Here is a 25,271-nt window from a genome sequence, read left to right as displayed (position 1 = left end):
ATTACTATATGGAAATATCGGGATTTTTTTCTGAGAAAAGCGTACGCGGCTTTGGACGAGGCAGCGGAAAATGAGGAGGAGGAACCGGATTGACTAAAATAGCGATCGTCGGTGCCGGAAGCCGGGCTTATCACATGTTTAGCGGTCCACTGACCAATGAGCTGCAAGGGGTTGCGGCGCTCGTAGGCATATGCGACACAAATCCTGAACGCGCGAGATTGATGAGCGAGCAATGCGGAGGCGTGCCAGCATTCGGCGATTTCGATGCGATGATCGAACGGACGAAGCCGGATGCGGTCATCGTCACGACGCCGGACAGTTTGCACGACATCTTCATTATTCGCGCCCTGGAAGCGGGCTGCGACGTTATCGCCGAGAAGCCGATGACGACGAACGCGGCCAAATGCCGTGCCATTCTCGACGCGGAACGGCGAACGGGCAAAAGGGTGATTGTCACGTTCAACTGCCGGTTTATGCCTTATGTCGTTCGCGTCAAAGAGCTGCTTCGGGAAGGAGCGATCGGCGACGTATATGGCGTAACGCTGGAATGGTCGCTCGATACGCGCCATGGTGCCGATTATTTTCGCCGCTGGCACCGGCGGATGGAGAATAGCGGAGGGCTGCTTGTTCACAAGTCGACGCATCATTTTGACATGGTGAACTGGTGGCTGGACGACGAGCCGGAGTACGTATTTGCGAACGGCTCCAGGCAATTTTACGGGCCGACGCGCGAGTCGAGGGGCGAACGTTGCGCAACGTGCGAGCATAAAACAACGTGCGCGTTCTACTACGATGTCGCGGCGGATGCGTTTACGCAATCGTTCTATCTCGGAGCGGAGCGACACGATGGATATTACCGCGATCAATGCGTATTCGGCGACAATATCGATATTTACGACACGATGTCGGTTGCCGTCAAGTACGGCCGCGGGGCGCTGCTGACGTATTCGCTGAATGCTTACAGTCCCTATGAAGGCTGGCGGGCGACTTTCGTCGGCTCAAAGGGACGCCTGGAGGCAGGGGAGACGTACAGCGGTCCCGGCAGCGCCGATACGACGGACGAGATCCGGCTGTACAATCACCGCGGCGAATTATCGACGCTGCGCATGGCCAAATCCTCCGGAGAGCACGGCGGCGGCGACCGGCGACTGCGCCGCATGCTGTTCGCGCAGGATGTGCCGGACGTGCTGGGCCAACAAGCAGGCTCAAGAGCCGGCGCCATGTCTTTGCTGATCGGAGCCGCTGCCAACCAATCGATCCTGGAGCTCCGGCCTGTCCGCATTGAAGAGCTGTTGTCCGCAGCGGATTGTGCCATGCATTGAGGAATCAGACGTCGCCGATCCCGTAGCGTTCCAGCGCGCGTGCGGCCGATTCCCGCATGCGCCGGCGGAGGTGGTCGCCTTCGAGCACGCGGACCCGCAGGCCGAGGAAGCGGATTTTCGACAGCAGAAATTCGCTTTCGTCGGCCAAATAATGGACCCGGACGCGGTAGACGTGCGTCGCTTCATCGTAGTCGACGGATTTGTCGAAGCAGCTGAAAGCGTACAGGATGCGGGACAACTCGGCGTTGTACAGCCGGACGACTTCGATCACGGCGCTCTCCCGCCGCTCCTCCAGCATCGCCGCTGCGCACGTTTTCAGTTGGGCGGCCCGTTCGGGCGGAAGCGCCGTTTCTTCCGCGGCGACGATATGCTGCAGCTTCGTGGCATAAAGCGCGCGGCTGCGCATGTGGTACCAGAGCAGATACCATTCTCTTTTGACCATGCTGTATTCGAGCTTGAGCGGCAGCCCGGCTTGGCCGTCTTTCACGCCCCCGTGCTTGATCCGGTAGGTGATGCGGATGCCCGCGCCGCGCATGATGAGCCGGCGGAGCGGACGCAGCAGCGGATGGTACACTTGCCGCTCGCGGCTTTTGGCTTTTTCCGCGACAATGCCGCGGAAGTCGGCGGAAGCGGCGGCGCGTAGCAGCTCGCGGAGCTTGTCCAGCGTGGCGGGGGCGAAGGCGTCGGCGGAAGCCTCGTGCGCCAGCATCGCCTGCAGCCAGGACCGCTCCTGCGACGTCAGGGCGATCGCGCTCGACTCGTCCAGGCGGGAGATCAGCTGGTAGTTAAATATTTTCTCGAACGGATTCATAATAAGCGCGAAGCTCCTTCCATTCGGCGATGAACTCCTCGCGCAGCGAGGCGGGCTCCAGCACTTCGCAGCTCGAGCCGAAGCTGCGCAGCCACGGCTTGATTTCGCTCGTCCCGTTGACCGTAATCTCATAACGAAACGCCGCTTCGCTCTCTTCCGTCAGCGTCCCCCACTGCCCTTGCGCCTCCACGCGCTCGCGGATGAAGTTCGCGCCGGCGCGCTCGGGATTGTAGAACCGGGCGACGACCTTGACCGGACGAGTCGTGTCGGTGACCCAGCTCCGCTCCGTACGCCGCTCCATCTCGCGTTGCCTTGCGGCGAAATCCGCTTCCGGCACCGCTTCGCCCTCGGCGATCTGCGTCATGCCTTCCATCCGGTAGCTGACCGTGCCCGCTCCGCTCTTGTATCCGATCAAATACCAGCGTCCGTATTGGTGGTCGTAGACGACCCGGAGCGGCAGCGCGGCGATCGTTTTGCCTTCGGTGTCGCGTTCGAACAGCGGATTGGTGTTTTTGGAAGCGTACGTTTTGCCCCGTTTGGGCGACAGGTACAGGAAATGCAGCATGCGTCGCGAGCGAATGGCGGAGGCGATCGGGAACAGATGCGCTTCGTCGAGGATACGCGAGTGGTAGTGGTATTTGTACAGGTGGGTTTCCGTTGCGGCCGCGTCGAAGCCGCGCCTCCGCAGCGCCTTCTTCAGCGTATCGCGCAGCAAGTAGCCCTGCACGGCCGGCACTTGCGTGCCCGCCAGCACGTCGACGTAATCGTACAGATCGAGCAGTTCCTCGTCCGTCAGCCGGTCGATCAGCTCGTTGGCCGCCCGGTACCGGTAAGGCCGCCCGCCGTCCGCACGCGCAAGCACGCCCACTTCCTCCAAATACTTCAGGTCCGCGCGGATCGTCTTTTCGTCGGGGCACGGGAGGTCGGGCGGCATGCCGTCGCTGCAGGCGTCGAGAATCTCGCTTGCGGTCAGCGCCTGCTCCTGCAGCAGGGCAACGATGAGGGAGAGCCGGGCGCTTTCCGACGCTTTGACCGCTTTGGCGCGAAACAGAAAAAGCAGCAGCGGGTCGGCGGTTTCGTAATAATTGTAGCGGAAGCCGTCCGTCAAATCGGTCTCCTGCGCAGAGGACAACGTTTGCCGGCCGAGCGAGGCTCTCATGTCTTTGAGGTAACGCAGCGTTTTGTCGTAGGTGTGAACGGAAATGCCCAGGCGGGAAGCGAACTGCTGCCTGGAGTACGCGCCCCCGGCCAGCGCCAGCAAGCGCAGAAACTGGATCTCTTTATCGAAGCTTTCCCGGGCCACGCGTTTTCCTCCCGTTATGCGGCTGATCGTTCTCGTTTTATTGTAGCAACTGCCGGTCTGGATGGAAATGGGGAAAAATGATTCGGTTTCCACGAGGCGAGGAGGGAGAAGCGGCGAATAGGCAATAAAAAATGGCCTATTTGCCCGTTTTCCCATGCTGCGCCGAAAATAGCCAGCGAAAACACTGGCTATTACGATGGAACTGGCCCTGAATCGGCGTTTTCGGCCAAATAGCCAGCGAAATCATGGGCTATTTCGGAGTGACCGCCCCCTTTTAGCGAAATAGGCCATAAAAAATGGCTTATTTCCGAAAACCCTGCCAAAGCACAAACCCCAAAAAGAGGAGCCGCCTTTCGGCAAGCTCCTCTTCCGCAACTGCTCTTTAAACGAACCGCATCATCCGCATGGAGGACGCGAAGGTGGGTAATAGATTTCATCGGGAGCGGTACAAAAGCGAATTTGTTGGTTGGCGGTGCAACGTGTCTGCTTGGCGATGGTTCAAACAGGGAGAGCGGAGGTGGTATGGAAAAGCTGAGCGGAATCCCAACTCCCGCGCGCAGCGGGAGTTGGTTTGCGAACGAAGCCTTCGCTACAGATCGAAACGGTCTGCATTCATCACTTTTACCCAGGCGGCGATAAAGTCGCGGACAAACTTCTCGCAGTTATCGTTCTGGGCGTACACTTCCGCAATGGCGCGCAGAATCGAATTGGAGCCGAATACAAGGTCGACGGTAGTTGCGGTGCGGACGACTTTGCCGGTTTTGCGATCGCGGCCTTCATATACGTCGTTGCCGACAGGAGCCCACTGCACGCCCATGTCGAGCAGGTTGACGAAGAAGTCGTTGGTGAGCGTGCCTACGCGATCCGTAAAAACGCCATGTGCGGCGCCGCCGAAGTTGGCGCCGAGCACGCGCATGCCGCCAACCAGGACGGTCATCTCCGGCGCCGTAAGATCCAGCAGATGGGCTCTGTCGACAAGCCGTTCCGCCGCGTTTGCGCGATCCTGCTGCTTCCGGTAGTTGCGGAAGCCGTCCGCGGCCGGCTCGAGCACGGCGAAGCTTTCCGGATCGGTCTGTTCCTGCGTGGCGTCGCCGCGCCCGGGAGCGAAAGGAACGGTTGCTTCGTAGCCTGCATCCCGCGCAGCTTTTTCGACTGCGGCGCTGCCGCCAAGTACGATGAGATCGGCCAGGCTGACGCTTGAGCCGAGATCGTTCCGAATGGCTTCCAGGACGGCAAGCACCTTGGCCAGTTGGGCGGGTTCGTTCGCTTCCCAGTCATTCTGCGGGGCGAGGCGAATGCGAGCGCCGTTGGCGCCGCCGCGTTTATCCGTTGCGCGGAATGTGCCGGCCGAAGCCCAGGCTGTTGCGACCAGTTCGCCGACGGTAAGATCGGCGTTCAGCAATTTCGTCTTGATCGCTTCGATCTCCGCAGCGGACAAGTTGTTGTTTCCGGCAGGAACCGGATCTTGCCAGATTAGCTCCTCCTCGGGGACTTCCGGCCCCAGATAGCGGGAACGAGGACCCATGTCGCGGTGCGTGAGCTTGAACCAGGCGCGGGCGAACGCGTCGGCGAATTGCTCCGGATGCTCATGGTAGCGACGGGCGATCTTCTCGTAAGCGGGATCCAGGCGCAGCGCCATATCCGCTGTCGTCATGATCGTCGGTACGCGAATCGACGCATCTTCGGCGTCCGGCGCGAGATGCTCGGGCGCGGGGTTTACGGGAGCCCACTGATGGGCGCCTGCCGGGCTCTTCGTCAGCTGCCACTCATAGCCGAACAGCAGATCGAAGAAGCCGTTGTCCCACTGTGTCGGATTCGCGGTCCAGGCCCCTTCGACGCCGCTCGTAATGGTGTCGCGGCCCTTGCCCGAACCGTGCCCGCTCAGCCAGCCGAGGCCCTGCGCTTCGATCGGAGCGCCTTCCGGCTCGCGGCCGACGAGGCTGGCGCTCCCTGCGCCGTGCGCCTTGCCGAACGTATGGCCGCCGGCGATAAGGGCGACGGTTTCTTCATCGTTCATGCCCATGCGCTTGAAGGTTTCACGAATATCGCGTCCGCTGCCCAGCGGGTCGGGATTGCCGTTCGGGCCTTCCGGATTGACATAAATCAGCCCCATCTGAACGGCGGCAAGCGGGTTCTCCAGTTCGCGGTCGCCCGTGTAACGTTTGTCGCCCAGCCATTCCGCCTCGGGTCCCCAGTAAATGTCCTCTTCCGGATGCCAGACGTCCTTGCGTCCGCCGCCGAACCCGAATGTTTTGCCGCCCATCGATTCGATTGCGACATTCCCCGTCAGAACGAGCAGGTCCGCCCAGGAGATATTGTTTCCGTATTTTTGCTTGATGGGCCACAGCAGCCGGCGGGCCTTGTCCAGGTTGCCGTTATCCGGCCAGCTGCCCAGCGGGGCGAAGCGCTGCGAGCCGCTTCCGGCGCCGCCGCGCCCGTCCCCCGTGCGGTATGTGCCCGCCGCATGCCAGGCCATCCGGATGAACAGCGGGCCGTAATGTCCGTAGTCGGCCGGCCACCAGTCCTGACTGTCTGTCATGAGCGTGCGAAGGTCTTGTTTTAACGCCTGGTAATCCAGCTTGCCGAATTGTTCGGCATAGTCGAAATCATCGCCGAGCGGGTTGGATTTGATGTCATGCTGACGGAGAAGGTTCAAGCTTACCTGATTCGGCCACCAATCTCGATTCGACACGCTGCTTGGCCTTTGACTCGCGTTGTTGCCGTGATGCACCGGGCATTTTCCGACGTCGGCGGCATTCTTAGTTTCCATCCATACCTCTCCCGTCAATGAATCGTAATGAGCGAATCATACTCATTCCATTATACAAGAGAAGGGGTAGCGCAAGGATTAATTTTCATCGGCAAGGTGCGGCGATAATTGACGCGGTGAAAGATTCGCCTGTCCAATGGATCGCAAACCTAGTATTATAATTAGTTAAGGACAACGTTCCACGTTCTACTTTAAATCGACCCAAGCGGGAGGCAGCACAAATGAATCGCGAGTTGTACGAACAGTTGAAAACGGAAGCCGGCTACAAGCCGGCGCCGGGAACGAAGGCGCCGGGTCCGGTGATGGGCGTCCGCATTGACGGCCATATCGCGTACGTGTCGGGGCACGTCGCTTTCGCCAGCGGCGAACTCCAGTACAAGGGGCGCATCGGCGCCGACGTTTCGATCGAGGACGGCAAAAAATCGGCCGCCCTGTCGATCATCAATTGCCTGGAATCGCTCGATAGCGTCATCGGTCTCGACAAGCTGGACAAAGTGCTGAAGGTGACCGGCTACCTGAGCTGCGCCGAACATGTGACGGAGCACCCGTCGATCATGAACGCCGCAAGCGACGTGCTGGTCGGCGTGTTCGGCGATGACGGCCGCCATGCCCGCGCGGCGCTCGGCATCCATACGCTGCCGCTCGGCGCGTCGACGGAAGTCGAAATGATCGTTTCGTTCAAAGCTTAGTTCGGATCTGCCCGACAGGGCGGTTAAATGACGATGAGCCTGCTTCCTCGGAGAAGGAAACAGGCTCATCGTCATTTTTAACAGAATCAGAAAGGATAAGCTTCGGAGCGGAACTTCCTGATTCGGCATGAAAAGTTACCGCTAAAGCCGGGCCGACTTCTTCGGAGTGCTTCGATAGAAGCTTTTCTTATTTTGTATTCAATGTATACAATTTGGAATATAACAATGGAAATCGTTGGATTCCCTCATAGGCGGACATTATCCCATTTGGTATGATTTAGGTTGTCGATGGGGCTGCGGCTTGTTTTACAGGAGTTGGGCTCCTTCGTGAAAGCGGTTTATTTTTAATCCCCAATTAGAGGAGGAAAGTGATGAAGAGGTTGTGCAGTGCAGTGTTGAGTCTTGCGTTGGTATGGGCGCTTCTGCTGCCCGGAGGGAAACAGGCGCAGGCAAGCGCGCCGCTCCGGATTATTGCGCCGTATGCTGCCGGTACGGCGACCTACAGCACGTATTTTCCGATGGAGAACGCATTTGACAGCACGGACATTCATTGGGATGCAGTGACGGGCGAGCCGGTTGGCGATGACGGAGCCGTCTTCGCTCCTTACTATTCGGACCGGTACGGGTACATCGATTTCGGACCGGATTGGGCCGACATCCGGATTTCGTCGACCTGGACCAAGTATCGTCCCTACAGCGCGGGCAATCATACCCCGTACAGCCAGCTTTGGTGGGATGACGACAAGGATACGACGAACGACAGCGGCCTGACCGAAACGAGATTCAACTTCAACAGCGCGCAGAGCTTGCCGTTCCTTGCAACGGCGCAGTGGAAAATGGACACCAACGCCAATGCCGTTCCGATTGTGCCCCAGGCGCGGTATCTGGTGCTGAAGTCTCCCTCTGGCATGACGAACCGGGCCAGCGAATATGCGATCGTCGGCACGAGCCAGAAGCTGGTGACCGGCATCACGGTGACGGGGGCAGGCGGAGTCGACTCGATCGATACCTACCACGGCTCGCTGCAGATGTCGGCGGCGATTGCGCCCTCCAATGCAACCGACCAAGCGGTGACCTGGTCGGTGGAATACGGAACGGGAAGGGCGACCATCGATGCGGGGGGCCTGCTGACGGCAGTGTCGAACGGCATCGTAACGGTGCGGGCGACAGCACAGGACGGATCCGGCGTTTCCGGCACGAAGCAGGTGACGCTGACCGAGCAGGGCAATGAGGTGCTGCAGCTCATTACTCCCGTCGACGCCGGCACGACAACCGGTTCCGGCAGTCAGTTTTTTCCGATGAACTACGCTTTCGACGGTCAACCGACCTACGATGCGAACTACGGCAAACCGACGGACGGCGCGGGGACGAACGATGGCCCGTATTACAGCAACCGGTACGGCTATATCGATTTTGGCCCCGATTGGAGCAAGGTCAGAATCACGTCGACCTGGACCCAATATCGCGCCTCGTCCGTCGGCAACCAGACGCCTTATCAGGAATTGTGGTGGGACAATGACAAGAACATCGTCAATGACAGCGGGTTCACGGAAATCGCGATCAATTTCAACACCGCGCAAGGACTGAATACCGGAACGACGACGCCGTGGCGCAAGGATAGCGAGGTTGGCGGAAGCCCGGTTGCGCCGAAGGCGCGGTATTTGATCCTGCATTCCGCCGCTTCCATGACGAATCGGGCGAAGGAATACGCCATCATCGGCTGGATCGACGCCAACGGAAACGGCATTCAGGACGCGCCGACAATTCCGGTCACGCAAATTACCGTAACGGGCGTCGGCGGCGCAACCAGCGTGCTGAAAGGCGAAACGCTGCAAATGACGGCCGAAGTGTTCCCCTACACGGCTACGGACAGCACATATACCTGGTCGGTCGCGAACGGAACCGGCAGCGCCACCATCAGTTCGACCGGCTTGTTGTCTGCGGTGACGGACGGCACGGTAACCGTCACGGCAACCGCCCAGGACGGCTCAAACGTAGTGGGATCGGTCGTAATCGAGATTACCAAATTCAGGTCGTATGTGCTTCCGGTGCAGGGCCATAATGACATTTTTTTCGGAGACATTACAAAAGATTTACCCGATGTCGATTGGGAGAACCTCGAGCGTTTGTATATACCCGCAGGCACTTATCAGTATCTCAAGCTTGACGGTTTGCCTAAGCGCGCAGCCAACAAACCGCCGCTTATTATTACCAATTACGGCGGGCAGGTGAAGGTGACCGGCATCTTCACATACTCGGTCGTGCTCGGCGGAGGATCGAACTGGATATTGACCGGCGAATACGACAGTGACCTGAAGACGGGCAATGTCAATTATCCCGGCCATAAGGGCGGCGATTACGCCAATTCCCCGGGCCACTACGGCATTGAGGTGGGCCGCAGCAATACCAACGGCGTCAGCATCGGCAACTATGCGACGAACTTCGAGCTGTCCTACATGGAAGTGGCCGATTCCGGTTTTGCCGGCCTGTTGATCAAAACAGACAAAAAACCGGATGCCACGATGGACGGCGTCAAAATTCACGACATGTACATCCACGATACCGACTCGGAAGGGATGTATATCGGCAACACGGGTGCCACCGACAACCAGCATCTGTTCACCAATCTGGAAATTTACAACAACCGCGTGCTGCGCACGGGAACGGAAGGCATTCAGTTGACCAACATGGGGGACGGCGTCAAGGTTCACAATAACGTCGTCGTCATGTGCGCAACCGATTGGAAAAGTCCGTTCGATTTGTTCCAGGACGGCTGTCTCCAGTATTCGCAACGCAGCGGCAGCGCCGAAATCGACCACAATGTGTTCATCGGCGGCGCCAGCAAAACGTTCGAGCTATGGTTCACGGCCGCTACCGGCGAAACGCTTGACCCGAACGACGAAGTGTATGTGCACGACAACTACTTCTCGCACGGGCGGAGCGTACTGTCCTACATTCACAATATGGATACGAACTATTCGACGACATTGAGGTTCGAGGATAATATTATCCGGCAGTACAATTACCAGTATGACGAGCTGCCCGGCCATACCGACGAGAACCGGCTGTTCTACGCCAGCCACAATACGCACAACCCGCTTCTGTTCAACGACAACGTCCATGACGGCAGCAAGGACTTCATCGACACGATCGGCGGCGACAACGCCGTGACGGGGAACGTATACGCGGCGGGGAACTCGACCAACCTCACTCTGGCTCCGATCGTATTCAAGGACATTACGTTCCCGGCCAATTTCGATTGGACCTTGGTCGAGCGTTGGGACGATTATTCGGATCTGTACAATATGCCGGATCTGTCCGATATGCACATCTATTACAATGAAGGCGATTACGTCTATTATCAGCCTACGGACGCGCTGTACGTTTGCATCGAACCGGGCACGCACACCGGCAAAAACCCGACGACGAATCCGCTCACCTGGCAGCTGGTGTCGCCGATGCACGACGATTTCCGCTCGGATGCGACCTCTCCGTATCCCGGCATCGGTTTGTCGCAATAACCTTTCCAACAACCCTGGCAGGAATGCGAAAGCAGCCCCTGCCGGGGTTGTTGCTGTGTGTAGGAACTGTTAGGCTCTTGCCGCGGGCAACACCATCAGGTCGAGAAAGAATTATTCAACGTCTGCGGAAGGGTCGGGAACTGAAAGGGGGATGTTGATCGTTACAGCAGCCCCGGCGTGCTCCCGGTTATGAAAGGACATGGATAACGCATCGCCGTAGATGAGTCGAAAGCGTCGATAAGTATTGAAGATCCCGGTATGTCTGGAGAAGTAGGCAGGAATCCGATCTGCAGGCGATTGCAGCATCTCCCGAAGATGTTCCAACACCTGTGGATCGAATCCGGGCCCATTGTCGGAGATCTGGATTTGAAGACGGTTATCGACCAACGCAATCTGAAGCTCGACGGCAAAATAGTCGGCATTCTTCAATTCGTTCCATCCGTATTTCAGCGCATTTTCGACAAAAGGCTGCAAGCCAAGTTTGATAAACAAAAGGTTGTTAGCGCTTTCATCCACGTGGTAATGGATCGCAACGGGCCGATGGTACCGGTAGAAATGAATGTTTTGAAAGTATTTCACATACTCGATTTCTTCATGCAGCTTTACCCATCCCTTGTCATTGCGGATATTGTACCGGAGAATGTTGGCGACTTCGTGGATCAGTTCCGCAACATCCCGCTTTTGCCCACGATCGGCTAAAGCTTCAATGGTGCCCAACGTGTTGAATAGAAAATGCGGATTCACCTGCGCCTGCAACTGAAGCAGTTCTTTTTCCTTGCCCCAAATCGTCTTCTGAACAATCTCATCCTCCATTTTCTTGCGTTCATCCAGCATTTGATTGAAAGTCTGGATCAAATACCCCAGTTCGTTTCGAGGGATTTTGCGCACCTTGGAAATAATGCCGTTGCCGAACAAATTCATGCTGTGTTTTAACCGATATACCGGTTTCAAGATTTGCATAATAAAGACGAAGGATAGAAGCGAGGCGACCACAAAGCAGATGGCACCGATGATGTAGGTCAAATTTCGGGTGGATTTGGTCCCCTTCATCAAGGTGTCGAAGGAGATCAAGCTGACCAATCTCCAATCCTCGAACATCAAGGTTCGGTTGGTAAGCAAATAATCGATCGAGCGGATGTTGATAATCTGACTTTCCACATTTGCAGCGTTGTTGCGAAAAAGAGTATTCACTTCCTGGAGGATATCGTCCGAAACGTTCTTATCGGCGATATACATGCCGTTGCGGATGTTGTAAAGAAGAAAAGTGTTTGTTTTCTCCGAATGAGCTGCAGTCAGGATCTCCATGATCGACTTTGCATCAAAATTAATCATAAACCATCCATCAATCGTAAAATTCGCATAATTGATCATGGGCTTAATAACAGAGACAACAGTTGGTCTAGGGGATTGAATAAACTTAAGTTCATGGGGCCCGATTAATTGAGAGGAGTTTTTCGAGAAAACTTGCTCATAAGCAGGGTCGTTTCCTATTTGATAGGAAGGATCCAAAAGAGCGTTTCTATTCTTCATGGCCGGATAAATGGTGGAGGAACGGGCAATAAACATGACATCGACTACCTCGGATTTGTTAATGATTGCAATCCGCAGCGGCTTTTCAATCTCGAAGCCGAACAGTTGTTGAGAATAGGTGGGATCATCAAGGTTTTGCAGAAAAAGTTGAAACGGCGCGGTGAAGGACAAATCGTTGATGGTTTTTTCGAATTGGGTGAAATACGATTCAATGATTGCAACTCCGTTGTCGGCATTGAGTTCGGAATTTTCCGTAACAAACTTTGTGCTTGCGTGGTACATGGAGAATTGCGAAAAGTAACTGACGATAAACAAGGGTGCAATCAAACAAAGGATCAGAATGAAAAACAGCTGGTTCTTCAAGGGGCTGGAAGTTTGGAACATCGTGATCCACCTCACTAGCAATATACTACAAAGCGAATTGCCTGTTCAATATGCAAACGTTGCGCAAAAAAAGTAGTACAATTTTATTAAAAAGTTATAACAATGGGGGTCAAAAAAGGATGGTACGATTACGAGGCAACCATAACTCATTGAAAAGGGGAAGTTGGATGACAAAAAGAAATTTGTTGCTTGCAATGGTGGTCATTTTGTCATTGAGTGTTTTCTTGGCGGCATGTTCCGGCACCAAAAACGAACCGACAGCAAGCAGTCCGGCCAGTCCGGCCAGTTCTGCCAGCGTAAAACCTGCGGAAACGGTCAAGAAACCGCAGGAGCCGGTTACTCTCAAAATTTGGTATCGAATCGGCCGTCCTTACAGAGATATGCTGACAACTACGATCGAGAGGTTTCAGAAAGCAAATCCATTGATCACAATCGAAGTGAATGACATCCCTGCTGCCCAATATTCAGCCTCGATGCAAGCCGCCATTGCGGGAAATAGCTTGCCGGATTTGTTCATGAACGATCTTACCATTACCTTGCAAAAAATGATTCAGCTTGACTTGCTCAAGGATTTGAACGATATCTTTCCTCCTGCGAAGCTTGCCGAGTTTATACCCGGTACATTCACGGAAGGAGTAACCATGTTGAACGGCAAGGTGTATAATGTCCCGCAACGCGACCCGCGCCCGGCGGTACCCTTGGTCTATTATAACAAGGAAATGATTGCCAAAGCAGGCTATACGGAGGCCGATTTGGACAAGCAATTGACTTATGATCAGTTTATAGAAATCGTCAAAAAAACAAAAGAAGCGAACAATTTGAAATATGGCATCGCGGTCTCGGGCAAGTCCGATTTGTTTTGGTTCCATACCGCTTATTTAAATGCGATGTCTTCATCGGTCAATCCGGAGATTTCGGATGGGTTTAACTACAGCACGGGTCAATACGTATATAACAATCCCGGATTGGTAGAGGCAATGAAATTTTTCAAAAAATTAGATGACGAAAAGCTGTTTCTGCCTAACTGGCTTACCATGTCAAACGGCGAAATCAGACAACCGTTCCTGGATGGCAAAGACATTGCTTTTACTTTTCAACATATTGAGTCCACCTGGCTATTCGATTCAAACAAAATAGGGGTAATGAACATTCCCACGAAGGACGGCAAGCCGTTTTATATTCCTTTTAATGGGGCGGGCGATCAACAATCGTGGCAAGTGAATAAGAAAACCAAGCATCCTGAAGAAGTGAAGAAGTTCATTGAATTTTTCATGGAAGACACATTCAAATCCGGTGTGGAAAAAGGATGGGTGAGATCTCCTGTTATTGCCGTGAATACGACGGTAAAGACGGATTCCCAACTGTTCAACAAGTTAACCGGAATGATCGATAAATTGTACAAAGACGTGCCAAACCCTAGAACGGCTAATGAAAAGTTGATTGATGTGTATACGGAAGCGGCTGCGAAGAAGCCTTCCGTCACCGTCGAAAATGTATTTTATGGTTATTTGGCTGGCCAGATTCCGGATCTGCAAGCAGCCCTTGACAAGGTGAATGCAGATACGAACAAGGTATGGGATACCGCCATTGAGACTGCGAATAAGAAAAATCCTCCCGTGTCTAAGAAGGATTTCGTATTCCCGAGTTGGAAGCCATTCGAAAATTATAAGTCCAAGTAAGATTTACCATCAAGGGTGGGTGTAATCGCCTGCCCTTGTTCCGTGGAGGTGAGCTTCGAGTGCAAATGGCAGTTCAAGAACCTCAAAAGAAAACCGGCAGGTTGCATGCATTAAAGGTCAAAAGGATTATTTGGGCGTATATTTTCCTTCTCCCGCAGCTATTATTATTTCTGGTCTTTACCATCTATCCGATTATTATGAGCTATGTGTATGTTTTCTTTGATTATTACGGTTTCGGACCGCTGGAGGATTACATCGGACTTGATAATTTTAAAACCATTATTGCCGATGAACAGTTTTGGAGAGCGGTTAAAACAAGTTTTATTTATATCGGCGGCATTCTCGTGATTGTGATGCCCGGTTCATTGTCGTTGGCCTTGCTGCTTAATGCGAAGTTTATGAAAGGGAAGGCATTGTTCCGGACGATATTTTTCATCCCGGTGATTTCGACAACAGCCATCATCGGTATTGTGATGAGACTGATATTCGGCAATGAAGGTTCGCTGGTCAATAATGTCTTGATCAAATTGGGTATCATCGATCAAGCTGTCAATTGGTTTGTGGATGCGTCCACAGCGCTGATCATTTTAATTATCATTGGCGCGTGGATTCAATTCGGATTAAAAATGGTCTATTGGCTGGCGATCCTGCAGTCGCTGCCACAAGATGTGTACGAAGCGGCAAAGATCGACGGAAGCAATGCAATCAATACGTTTCGACATATTACGTGGCCACTCCTGCTTCCAGGCGCGGCAGTAATTTTATTGCTCAGCATCATCGGGGGATTTAATGTATTCGATTTGGTACTCACTTTAACAGGAGGCGGGCCATACTTCGCCACGACTACAGCAGATCTGTTCATTTATAACACGGTATTTACAACAGGAGGCATGCCGCGGATCGGACTTGGCTCGGCGGCCGGAATTATTTTTGGTCTGATGGTATTTGCGGTAACGTTGCTATTGACTCTTGCGGGCAAGCTGCTTAGCAATCGTTATAGCGTAAAGTAGCCATGAAGAATGAGTAAAGGACTGCTGTTATATGAGAATTAATAAATCGGTCGGATTTATGATCCATGCCTTGTTGGCCCTTATTGCTCTGATTTGGATCTATCCATTAATTTGGATGGTATTCTCCTCTTTAAAAACCGATTCTGAATTTTTAACCGGCGGTCTCAAGTTAATGGCGGATATTCCGCAATGGGGCAATTACAAACGTGCTTGGGTAGTCGGCCATTTTAATGTCTATTTCCTGAACTCCATTACCCTTTCCGTTTCTGTCGTCGTTGTCGTTGTGATTGTAAGTTCATTGATGGGCTACTCGCTGGGAAGAGTCGAGTTTCCCGGAAGAAAGATTCTCATGGGTTTATTCGTATTTACCTTATTTGTTCCCAAAGGATATACGATCTTGCCGGTCTATTTATTTATCAAATGGATCGGTCTCTTGAACACGATGGCAGGGCTCATTCTGGTGGAATCCTCGGGTGCTCACGTCGTTTTCATTCTGCTATTTGCAGCCTTTTTCGGGGCCATCCCCAAGGAGTTGGAGGATTCTGCGGAGATGGACGGCTGCGGGTTTATCAAAACCTATTATAAAGTAATCCTGCCGCTGGCCATGCCCATTATTGCTACGGTGGCCATTGTCCAATTCATTAACGCCTGGAATTCGTTTTTTGTCCCGCTTATCTTCACATTGGGTTCGCCAAGTTTGAAAACATTGGCGGTTGGCATGTATAATTTTTCTCATAAATCGGGTACGGATTATTCCGGGCTCGCAGCGGCTGCGTCCATTGCGCTGATTCCCGTGTTAACCATCTTCGTCTTTTTTCAACGATATTTTATTGAAGGTATTTCGGGTGCGGTGAAAGGCTGATCTGTACATCCGCAGGAGAGAAAGCATACGATCAATTCCACTCAAGCATGATGGAAGAATCGAGGTCGACATGAAAATTTGTGTTGTTGAAGATGAGAAGACGACCCGGGAAAGCATTGTTCATAAACTAACGTTATTATCTTCCGACAACCTGATTTTTGATGTCGAATATGGTTTTAAGGCGCTTGAGCGTCTTCTTCTGATTCAGCCCAATCTTGTATTTCTCGATATTTATATGCCGGAACTGAATGGCCTGGAGATGCTTAGACAAGTGAGAGGCAAGCTGCATCACACCCGATTCGTCATTCTCACCGGGTATGGAGAATTTGAATATGCCCGCGAGGCGCTGTTGCTTGGCGTAGAAGATTATTTATTAAAACCGGTTTACGAGAAAGATTTAAAAAAAATTGTTGAAAAAGTTCAAGTCGATTTGATGAATGAGATGCAAATCAACTTGCAGCAAGAGCTAAGGTTATTGGAACAATCCGGGTACGGCATCAAGATCATCAACATTGATTTTCCCGAAATCTGGTCCGATGCGAACAAACGGAAAAAAATCATGATGGGAGAAAACAAATCAACTTCTCCGGATCAAGCCGTTTTGGTTCGGTTTGAAGGCTATAAAGGGATGAACGGGATCGTGGCCTTGGCGGATTCAACGGAGTCGGAGGACGCCTGTTTTTACGATTGCCATGAATTCAGTATTCATTTGCGAAAAGAAATGGAACTCTATACAGCAGCCTGTTTTTTTGAAGAAACCAGAGATTTGGCAGTGAGGAGGATGAAGCAATCTTACAGCGCCTCGCTTTCTGCCTCCAGCTTGCTGCGTCATGAAATGGTATCCCGAATCGCATCGGGCAAGGCGGATTTGAACGAAATCCACCATTTGTTTGATCAATGGACCGCTTCTATCGGTGAAATTTCACTTCCATTGCTGCAAAGGGAATGCGTGATGTTGTTAAGCGCTTTGGATGGCGCTGTTCAGAATAGAAATATGCGGTTTATCGAGGAAACCGACAAGGCTTATTGGGAAGATTGGGTCCATTCATCCGAGACATGGAGTGTGCTGCGCAACCGGATGGACTATTTGGTGCATAAAGGGCTTTCCGCATTGTACAGTTTGGCAGGGCCCAATAAATTGACCGATCGCGAGATCGTGGAGCGGATCCTGGCGATGATCGACAATTTTAACGATTACCAACAGATGAGCCTGGATCGTTTTGCAGAGCAATTCCATATTCATCCTGTTGCTTTGAGTAAAGTGTTCAAAAAGCAAACCGGTATCAACTTCATTCAGTATTTAACCAAAAACAAGATGATTCGGGCAAGTTATCTGCTTCAGCATACGGCCAAGAAGGTTCATGAGGTGTCAACCGAGTTGGGTTATTCGAATTATCGTTACTTCAGTATGTTGTTTAAAAAAGAATTTCATGTCCTGCCGCAACAATACAGGCGAAAGGAATAAGAGGTAATACAGCAATAGATTGTAAAAAGGAGTATGTATATGGTTAATGGCGTTGAATTAAAGGTAGGCTGGGCACAAACCGACATTACCCCGTTGTGGCCTGTATTTTTGGCGGGGCAATTATATTCCCGACTTTCTGAAGGGATAAAGGATGGTTTGACAGCAACAGCCTGTGCGATGGAATCGGGCAGGGAGCAAATCGTTTTTGTCAGCTGCGATTTGATTAATATCCCCGAGCCGCTTCGCGATCGGGTGCGCTTGCAATTGCAAGGGCAGGCGGAGGGGCTTGAACCGATGCGAGTCGTATTCAATGCGACACATACGCACACAGCGCCTGAACATCGTCTTCCTGCCAGAGATTCAGACCATACCTCGATTGGAGGAAGCAAACTCGAATTGGATGTCAGGCCGGTCGAAGATTATGTGAACTTTTTGTCCGAACGGTTGGTTGAAGTCATTGTCCGGGCATGGCAATTGCGTAAACAAGGCGGGATCGCATTTGGCTTGGGCTATGCCCAGGTTGGGCGCAATCGCAGGTGGGTGGATAAAGACGGGAAATCGACCATGTATAACGGAGAACCGGCCCTCTACGATTCATTCCGTCATATTGAAGGGCACGAAGACCATAGCGTTCAGTTGCTTGCGAGCTATGACGCGAATCGCCAACTGACCGGGCTGATTGTGAATCTTGCTTGTCCGTCTCAAGAGACCATGGAAGAATTTTTAATCAGTTCGGATTTCTGGCATGAAACCCGTATCGAAATTCGCCGGAGATTCGGCGAAGAGCTGTTTATTCTGCCGCAATGCAGCGTCGCCGGGGACCAAAGTCCATCGTTGCTGTACGATCATAAGGCGAACGAGCGGATGTTGAAGCTTAAAGGAAGATCCATGCGGGAAGAGATTGCCCACCGGATCGCCGCTTCCATAGAAGAAATGGTGCCATACATCAGCCGGCAGGTCGATTATCATCCCATCCTCCGGCATCAAGCGAGAACAGTCCAGCTTGCACTCAACCAATTGACGGCAGCCGATGTTGAACAAGCACAAATGGAAATCGATAAACTTCTTCTTCAGTATAGACAAGAGAAGCTGAAGCTGGACAATCAAGCTGAACGGCATCAACAGCCGCGTTGGTACGTTCCGCTAACCGCCGCGTATCGCCGGATCTTATGGAATCAGCGGGTGATTACGCGATATGAGCAACAAAAAACGGTTTCTACACAAACGACAGAATTGCACCTGGTACGTTTGGGGGATGTAGCTTTTGCTACCGTTCCTTATGAATACTACCTTGACTTCGGGATTCAAATCAAGCTTCGCAGTCCGGCGTTGCAAACTTTTTTGGTTCAATTGACGGGTCAAGGGAGTTATGTGCCAAGTCTGCGTTCTGTGAAAGGCGGAGGTTACGGGTCGGTTCCGGCGAGCAATGCGATCGGTCCGGAGGGCGGTCAGGAACTGGCTGACCATTTGGTGAATGGGCTTCGGGAACTATGGAAAGAAAATGCGGAGCAGATCTAAAGGAAGAACGTGACGGGGAGTGACTTCAAGCATGGAAACGATAAAGAATGTGGCTGCCCGCCAGCTCGTCGTGCCCCTGGAAAGTCCGGTTTGGCTGGGGGGCTATGCGGTCAAGCAAAGGGAATACTGTCTGGTCGAGCTGACGACGGATCGCGGAAGCAAAGGCCATGCGCTTGCTTTCACCAGAGGCGCCAATCTGGCTGATCTCGTCGTTTCGCAGCTGGCGCCTCTGATCATGAACCAGCCGGCCGGGCAGATCGAGCGATTATGGGAAGCGATGTATCGCGGCGTTCGCTTGAATGGAAGGCAAGGCGCCCTGATGCGGGCCCTCAGTCTGGTGGACATCGCCCTGTGGGATTTGAAGTCGACAACGATGAACGTGCCGCTTCATCGGCTGCTCGGCGGCTACAGGGACTCGGTGCCGGTTATGATGGCGGGCGGCTACTACAGCGCGGACAAAGGAATCGGCGAGCTTTGCCGCGAGTTTATGGACTATGTCGATCAAGGCTACAGGCAGTTGAAGCTGGTGGTGGGCGGCGCGTCCATGGAAGAGGATCTTGCCCGGTTTACCGCCGTACGCAACCATCTGCCGGCAGGGATCAAGCTTGGGGTGGATGCCAACGGGGCGTGGGAAGACCCGAAAGCGGTACTAAGGTGGATCGAGCAGGCCGATCGGGAAACCGGCGGACTGGCTTTCGTGGAGGAGCCGCTGCCTCCCGAGCAGCGGGCGGGATTGGCCTGGCTGCGGCAAACGTCTTCCGTCCCTCTGGCTGTAGGCGAGTTTATCGCGGGAAGATGGACCTTTCTCGACTATATGAAGGAAGGCTGTATGGATATCGTTCGTGCGGACGCGACGCTGTGCGGGGGGGTCTCGGAATGGCAGAAAATTGCATCTATGGCGGTTTCATGGAACCTTTCGCTGATCCCTCACTACTTTGCTCCGCTCCACCTTCATCTGGCATTGGCTTTGCCCGGCTGCAGCCTGATCGAGGTGGTATCGACAGCGGGGAGAAACAGCAGCTTCCATCTGATTGCCGGCCGCAGCTACGAATTAAAGGACGGCGATGCGATTCCCAAACATACGCCGGGGCTCGGCTATGAGTTGGATGCGGATTTTATTGCGGCACATACCGCCCAGGTATTGTCTGTATAAGGGGAATGAAGGAAAGGCGGGCTTGCCATGATTCAATCGATTCATCATGTATCCTTTACGATCAAAGAGATGGAACGGTCCATCGCCTTTTATCGCCGGCTCGGGTTTCAAGTGGCTTCGGATCGCAGGCATTTGACCGCGGACTATCTGAGGGCCATTACCGGGTATGCCGATGCGGAAATGCATGTGGCTTATTTAAACGGCTATAACGTCCAACTGGAATTGATTCAATATGTTGCCCCGGCGGGCATCGATCTGGACAAGACGAATTACCATGTCGGCAGCGCGCATATATGTTTTGCAACCGATGACATTTATGCCGAATATGAACGATTGCAGCAGGCGGGCGTCCGCTTCCGTACGGCTCCCGTCGCTATTCGCGAAGGCCCCAATGCGGGCATGGGTGCGGTGTACTTCTTCGATCCGGACGGCTATACGCTGGAGCTTGCCGGCGTCTTACCGGAAACGGATTCGCCGAAGACGAAAGAAAGGTGATGACTATGGATGACAAGCTGCAGCGATTTTACCGCGGCATGTACACGATCAGGCGTTTTGAGGAAATGGCGATCGAGCTGTATAAAGAAGGCTTGATCGGCGGCTCGTATCATTCCTGCATCGGTCAAGAGGCCGTGGCGGTTGGGGTCTGTTCCGCACTGCGAACCGATGATTATATTACAACCACTTACCGCGGGAGAGGCCAGCATCTGGCGAAAGGGGCGGAGCCCTACAAGCTGTTCGCCGAATTGCTTGGCAGGGTGGACGGTTACTGCCGGGGCAAGGGCGGTCCGATGCATATCACGGATGTGCAAACCGGCATTCTGGGCGCCAACGGTATTGTTGGTGCCGGGGTACCGATTTCCGTGGGTGCGGCGTTGTCCGCCCGGATGAGCGGAAGCGACCGCGTTTCCGTCGCCTTTTTTGGCGATGGAGCGATCAATCAAGGGGCGGTTTCGGAAGCGCTGAATTTGGCGGCCGTATGGAGCCTGCCTGTCATTTTCGTTTGCGAGAATAACTTGTACGCGGAAATGACGCCTTTCCATCGTTCCGTCAAAAACAAGGATCTGGTCGAACGGGCCGCCGGCTTCTGCATTCCCGGGGTTATGGCCGACGGCAACGATGCGGAAGCCGTGTTCGAGACGGCGCTTGCCGCCGTGGAACGGGCCAGACGGGGAGAAGGGCCGACGATGATCGAGGCCAAAACGTACCGCCTGCAAGGGCACATGTTCGGCGACACGGAAACGTACCGGAGCAAGGATGAGGTCGCAGAATGGCGCGGCAAGGACCCGCTGGAGCGCTTGAAGTGGAAAATGTTGGAGCAGGGCAGCGCAACGGAAGCTTCATTGGCCGAATGGGAGCGGGAGTTGAGCGCCATGCTGGAGCAAGCGGCGGCATCGGCGCGACTGAGCCACGAACCGGGACCGGAGGCAATCGGCACGGACGTGTATTAAGTTTCGGGATCGGAAGGAGCAAGCGCGATGCGTGAAATCACGATGGCACAGGCGCTGAACGAAGCGCTCCGGGAGGAGATGGCCCGGGATGAGCGCGTATTCCTGATGGGAGAGGACATTGGCGAATACGGCGGTATTTTTAAGGTGACGAAGGATTTGATCGGGCAATTCGGCGAACGGCGGGTGCGGGATACGCCCATATCCGAGGCAGGTTTTATCGGCGCCGGCATCGGCGCGGCTATGACGGGACTGATTCCCGTGATCGAGATCATGTGGGTGGATTTTACGGCGGTGGCCATGGATCAGATCATGAACCAGGCCGCGAAGCTTGCTTATATGTCGGGGGGACAGACTCGCGTCCCGCTGGTGATTCGCACGCAGGGCGGAGCGGGGCGCGGCAACAGCGCTCAGCATTCGCAAAGTCTGGAAACGGTATTCGCCCATATCCCCGGTTTGAAGGTAGTGATTCCGTCCACGCCGTACGATGCGAAAGGTTTGTTGAAAGCGGCGATTCGCGACCCCGGGCCGGTTGTGTTTATCGAAAACAAAATGCTGTACAACAAAAAAGGGCAGGTGCCGGAAGAAGATTACGCGATCCCGCTAGGAAAGGCGGAAGTGAGCCGGCAGGGCCGGGATGTGACGCTGATCGGCGTATCCCGCATGGTCGATTTCTGCCTGGAGGCCGCCGAACAGCTGGAGAAGGAAGGCCTGTCCGCCGAAGTAATCGATCTGCGAACCTTGAATCCGTTGGATGAACAGGCCTTGGTGGAATCGCTCCGCAAGACGATGCGCGCGGTCGTGGTCCATGAAGCCACACGTTCCTTCGGCTGGGGAGCCGAGGTTTGCGCGGTGCTTCAGGAGAAAGCGTTCGATTATCTGGATGCGCCGATTAAACGCGTGGCGACCAAGGACGTTCCCTTGCCCTACAACCGAGATTTGGAAAAACAAACGATTCCCCAGGTTTCCGATATTGTGGAAGCGGTGAGGTCGCAATTTTGAATGCGGTGGTGAAATCGGGTGTCTATATTCATTAATCTGCCCAAGCTGAGCTTGACCATGGACGAAGGAAGGATTGTTCAGTGGCTGGCCCCGTTGGGTCAATGGATTGCCAAAGATGAGGCGATCGCAGAAATAGAAACCGATAAAGCGGTCATTGAGCTTCCGATGCCGGAGGACGGCATAATCGAACGTTTTCTCGTTGAAGCCGGAGATGAGGCTTCGGTGGGGGCGCCGATTGCGATTTTGCTTGGCAGTGGAGAGGCGCCGGCGCCATCCGTCTCCGTCGCCGCTGACGCGGTTTCGCCCATCCATGTAGCGATATCGCCGTCAGCGCGCAGAAGAGCCCGGGAATTGGGCGTCGATTACAAGGCGTTGACAGGAAGCGGGCCGGGCTATCGTATTGTTCATCGTGATATCGAGCAGGCCGCTTCACGGCAGCGTGCCGATGTCGTTGCCCCTTCGTTCGCGGCCGTTGGCGCTGCGCCGGAGACGACCGGTACGGGACGCATGGTTCCATTGTCGCCGATGCGCCGAACGATTGCCAAACGAATGTTGGAAAGCGTTCAGACCGTCCCGCAATTTTCGCTTACCCGGCGGGTAGATGTCAGCTCCATGCTGAACGTCAAACAACTCATACAGGCAAGCTTGTTGAAGAAACAGATCAAGCTGTCGCTGACGGATTTTATTATTCGGGCGGTTGCGGAAACCTTGGTTGAACATCCGTCGCTGAATGCTTCCTTTATCGGTCATCCGCAGGAAGAGCAGAGTCATATTGTCCTGCATGAACAGGTTCATGTCGGGCTTGCGGTATCCGTCGACAACGGGCTGATCGTGCCGGTCATCCATGAAGCGGAGAAGCTTTCCGTTGCGGAGATCGCTTCCATGAGAATGCAGCGGGTGGATGCCATTCGCAATCGCACCCATCGGGCCGCCGATTTGTCGGGAGGGACCGTCACCGTATCGAATCTGGGAGCGTATGGAGTGGAGCAATTCCAAGCGATAGTCAATCCGCCGGAAAGTCTTATCCTTGCCGTGGGGACGGTTCGCGACGAAGCCGTGGTCAACGCAGGGAAGCTGGAGGTGCGGCCGGTGATGTACATCACGGGCAGCTTCGACCATCGGGTGATCGACGGCGCACCTGCCGCAGCGTTTATGCACGATTTGGTCAATCGCCTGCAATCCGCAGATTGGCAGCTAATTTAATGATCCGGATAGGAGTTTGGCCATGGACAAGGGGACGGGATTCGATTTAACGGGCAAGGTCGCTTTGGTTATCGGAGCCGGGGAGACGGGAGTGGCGATTGCGCAGGCGCTTGGCGCGGCAGGCGCGAAGCTGGTCGTGGCCGATCCGGAAAGCGGACCGCTGGAAGCGGCGGCGGGAGTTCTCGAGAGGCGTGGGTTCAAGCCGGAAAGCCGGATTGCCGATCCTTCGCAAAAAGAGCAGGCGTTGCGGCTCGCAGAGACAATCGGGGCGGATTGCGGGAAAATCGATATTCTGGTGAATGCAAGGGAGCATTATGAACGGGCGCCTGCCGCTGAGCTGGGACGCGATGCCTGGCATAAAGCCGTCCATGTCAACATCAAGGGGGTATTCTACGCTTGTCAGGCCGTAGGCAAGCTAATGCTGCAGCAAGGATCAGGGAGCATCATTAATTTGTCTTCGGTCGCGGGCACGCTCGGTATCGTTCAATCGGTGGCTTTCGCCGCCTGCAAGGGCAGTGTGGATCAGTTGACGCGCACGCTTGGGGTGGAATGGTTCCCGCGGGGCGTGCGGGTGAACGCGATCGCCGCCTGGAATGACGGGATGCGCGAAGCGGATGAACCGCTGCTGGAGATGATCGGCAGAAGTCCGGCCGGCCGTATGACCCAACCGGAGGAGCTCGCGGGAACGGCGGTTTATTTGGCTTCGGGAGCTTCCTCGCGGGTGACGGGGCAAATTGTATACGTGGATGGGGGCTACACGGCGCAATGAACAACCCATTTGATTTGAGCGGGAAAACGGCGATCGTTGTTGGCGGCGCAGGCGGGCTGGGCCGGCAGCAAGCGATCGGATTGGCCAATGCCGGGGCGGACGTGGCCGTGGCGGACGTGAATGCGGAACGCTTGGCTGCGGTCAAGCGGGAGATCGAACGGATCGGCCGCAAAGCAAGGACGTTTCTGACGGACATCACGGACGCGTCTGCTGTGCAAGCGATGACGGATGCGGTTGTCGCCGATTATGGACGAATCGACATTCTCGTCAACGCGGCCGGCATTACGCAGCGCCATCCCAGCGAAGACTTCCCCGAGGAGTTGTTCGAGCGGATCCTGAACATCAATCTGAACGGGTTGTTCTACGCCTGCCAATCCGTAGGCAGTGTCATGATCAGGCAAGGCGGCGGACGGATCATCAATGTCGCTTCCATCTTTGCGACGGTGGGTCTTCCCGAATCGGTCGCCTATTCGATGAGCAAGGGAGCCGTGGTTCAGATTACCCGAACGTTGGCGGTGGAATGGGCGGACTGCCATGTTGCCGTCAACGGGTTGATGCCCTCGTGGTTTGAAACGCCGATGGGCAAGGTCGCAGACAATCGGGACCAATTCTATAAAGGCGCAACAAGAGTGCCTACGGCGGAAGAACTGCAGAAGAAGACGATCGGACGCGTTCCGCTGCGCCGGTACGGACTGCCGCATGAGATCATCGGAGCGACCGTCTTTCTGGCTTCCGATGCCGCTTCGATGGTGACCGGGCATCTGCTGGCCGTAGACGGCGGCTTCCTGGCGCAGTAGCAGCGGATGGGCAAGGACATTACCGCAGAGGAGGAAAG

19 protein-coding genes are annotated in these 25,271 nt (G+C 54.2%); 15 read left to right on the top strand and 4 right to left on the bottom strand.

Annotation, left to right across the window (positions count from 1 at the left end):
- The first annotated feature begins 89 nt into the window (after positions 1–89).
- On the top strand, positions 90–1,322 hold the full coding sequence (locus EXY20_RS18650; protein WP_135553617.1) for a Gfo/Idh/MocA family protein: 1,233 nt from the start codon (positions 90–92) through the stop codon (positions 1,320–1,322).
- Positions 1,323–1,326: 4 nt separating this feature from the next.
- Here EXY20_RS18650 and EXY20_RS18645 read toward each other — a convergent pair whose 3' ends face one another.
- From EXY20_RS18645 to katG, 3 genes are all read right to left on the bottom strand, one after another.
- Positions 1,327–2,133 carry a WYL domain-containing protein gene (locus EXY20_RS18645; RefSeq protein ID WP_135553616.1) on the bottom strand — a complete coding sequence of 269 codons (807 nt, stop codon included), beginning with the start codon at positions 2,131–2,133 and terminating at the stop codon, positions 1,327–1,329.
- Positions 2,108–3,436 (bottom strand): helix-turn-helix transcriptional regulator, encoded by a 1,329-nt coding sequence (locus EXY20_RS18640; RefSeq protein WP_135553615.1) that lies wholly within the window; start codon positions 3,434–3,436, stop codon positions 2,108–2,110. The genes EXY20_RS18645 and EXY20_RS18640 overlap by 26 nt, the downstream gene beginning before the upstream one ends.
- A gap of 589 nt (positions 3,437–4,025) precedes the next feature.
- Positions 4,026–6,206 (bottom strand): catalase/peroxidase HPI, encoded by a 2,181-nt coding sequence (gene katG, locus EXY20_RS18635; RefSeq protein WP_135553614.1) that lies wholly within the window; start codon positions 6,204–6,206, stop codon positions 4,026–4,028.
- A gap of 221 nt (positions 6,207–6,427) precedes the next feature.
- Here katG and EXY20_RS18630 point away from each other — a divergent pair, with 221 nt between their 5' ends.
- Complete coding sequence (locus tag EXY20_RS18630; RefSeq protein WP_135553613.1) at positions 6,428–6,895, top strand: RidA family protein; 468 nt, start codon at positions 6,428–6,430, stop codon at positions 6,893–6,895.
- A gap of 371 nt (positions 6,896–7,266) precedes the next feature.
- Positions 7,267–10,416, top strand: a complete 3,150-nt coding sequence (locus EXY20_RS18625) for an Ig-like domain-containing protein (protein ID WP_135553612.1) — start codon at positions 7,267–7,269, stop codon at positions 10,414–10,416.
- Between the two features lie 111 nt (positions 10,417–10,527).
- Here the strand turns inward: EXY20_RS18625 and EXY20_RS18620 are convergent, their stop codons facing one another.
- Positions 10,528–12,330, bottom strand: coding sequence for a sensor histidine kinase (locus EXY20_RS18620; protein WP_135553611.1), 1,803 nt, complete (start codon positions 12,328–12,330; stop codon positions 10,528–10,530).
- Between the two features lie 167 nt (positions 12,331–12,497).
- Between EXY20_RS18620 and EXY20_RS18615 the strand changes: the two genes are divergently transcribed.
- The 12 genes from EXY20_RS18615 to EXY20_RS18565 all read left to right on the top strand — a co-directional run bounded on the left by EXY20_RS18615 (position 12,498) and on the right by EXY20_RS18565 (position 25,233).
- A complete protein-coding gene (locus EXY20_RS18615) occupies positions 12,498–14,009 on the top strand; it encodes an ABC transporter substrate-binding protein (RefSeq protein WP_167859352.1) in 1,512 nt (503 codons plus the stop codon).
- Positions 14,010–14,074: 65 nt separating this feature from the next.
- Positions 14,075–15,019 carry a carbohydrate ABC transporter permease gene (locus tag EXY20_RS18610; RefSeq protein ID WP_135553736.1) on the top strand — a complete coding sequence of 315 codons (945 nt, stop codon included), beginning with the start codon at positions 14,075–14,077 and terminating at the stop codon, positions 15,017–15,019.
- A gap of 31 nt (positions 15,020–15,050) precedes the next feature.
- Positions 15,051–15,881: a carbohydrate ABC transporter permease gene (locus tag EXY20_RS18605; RefSeq protein WP_135553609.1), complete on the top strand. Its 831-nt coding sequence runs from the start codon at positions 15,051–15,053 to the stop codon at positions 15,879–15,881.
- A gap of 70 nt (positions 15,882–15,951) precedes the next feature.
- Positions 15,952–17,346, top strand: coding sequence for a response regulator transcription factor (locus EXY20_RS18600; RefSeq protein WP_135553608.1), 1,395 nt, complete (start codon positions 15,952–15,954; stop codon positions 17,344–17,346).
- Positions 17,347–17,385: 39 nt separating this feature from the next.
- The gene (locus tag EXY20_RS18595) at positions 17,386–18,864 is read left to right on the top strand and encodes a hypothetical protein (RefSeq protein WP_135553607.1); all 1,479 of its coding nucleotides are present in this window, start codon (positions 17,386–17,388) and stop codon (positions 18,862–18,864) included.
- 31 nt (positions 18,865–18,895) lie between these two features.
- Entirely contained in the window at positions 18,896–20,017 is a 1,122-nt protein-coding gene (locus EXY20_RS18590; protein WP_135553606.1) for a mandelate racemase/muconate lactonizing enzyme family protein, read from the top strand.
- A 27-nt stretch (positions 20,018–20,044) separates the two neighbouring features.
- Positions 20,045–20,512, top strand: a complete 468-nt coding sequence (locus EXY20_RS18585) for a VOC family protein (protein ID WP_135553605.1) — start codon at positions 20,045–20,047, stop codon at positions 20,510–20,512.
- Positions 20,512–21,465, top strand: a complete 954-nt coding sequence (locus EXY20_RS39505; protein ID WP_235886098.1) for a thiamine pyrophosphate-dependent dehydrogenase E1 component subunit alpha — start codon at positions 20,512–20,514, stop codon at positions 21,463–21,465. The genes EXY20_RS18585 and EXY20_RS39505 overlap by 1 nt, the downstream gene beginning before the upstream one ends.
- Before the next feature lie 27 nt (positions 21,466–21,492).
- Positions 21,493–22,464: an alpha-ketoacid dehydrogenase subunit beta gene (locus EXY20_RS39500; protein WP_207671293.1), complete on the top strand. Its 972-nt coding sequence runs from the start codon at positions 21,493–21,495 to the stop codon at positions 22,462–22,464.
- An 18-nt stretch (positions 22,465–22,482) separates the two neighbouring features.
- Positions 22,483–23,667 carry a dihydrolipoamide acetyltransferase family protein gene (locus EXY20_RS18575; RefSeq protein ID WP_135553604.1) on the top strand — a complete coding sequence of 395 codons (1,185 nt, stop codon included), beginning with the start codon at positions 22,483–22,485 and terminating at the stop codon, positions 23,665–23,667.
- A 22-nt stretch (positions 23,668–23,689) separates the two neighbouring features.
- Complete coding sequence (locus EXY20_RS18570) at positions 23,690–24,436, top strand: SDR family NAD(P)-dependent oxidoreductase (protein WP_135553603.1); 747 nt, start codon at positions 23,690–23,692, stop codon at positions 24,434–24,436.
- Complete coding sequence (locus tag EXY20_RS18565; RefSeq protein ID WP_135553602.1) at positions 24,433–25,233, top strand: SDR family NAD(P)-dependent oxidoreductase; 801 nt, start codon at positions 24,433–24,435, stop codon at positions 25,231–25,233. The genes EXY20_RS18570 and EXY20_RS18565 overlap by 4 nt, the downstream gene beginning before the upstream one ends.
- The last annotated feature ends 38 nt before the right edge of the window (positions 25,234–25,271 follow it).

Origin of the sequence: Paenibacillus cymbidii, assembly GCF_004764705.1 — a bacterium.
GTDB classification, from domain to species: domain Bacteria; phylum Bacillota; class Bacilli; order Paenibacillales; family NBRC-103111; genus Paenibacillus_AN; species Paenibacillus_AN cymbidii.
Note: the sequence above shows the minus strand (reverse complement) of the source record. Positions and strands in the feature narration are given on the sequence as shown.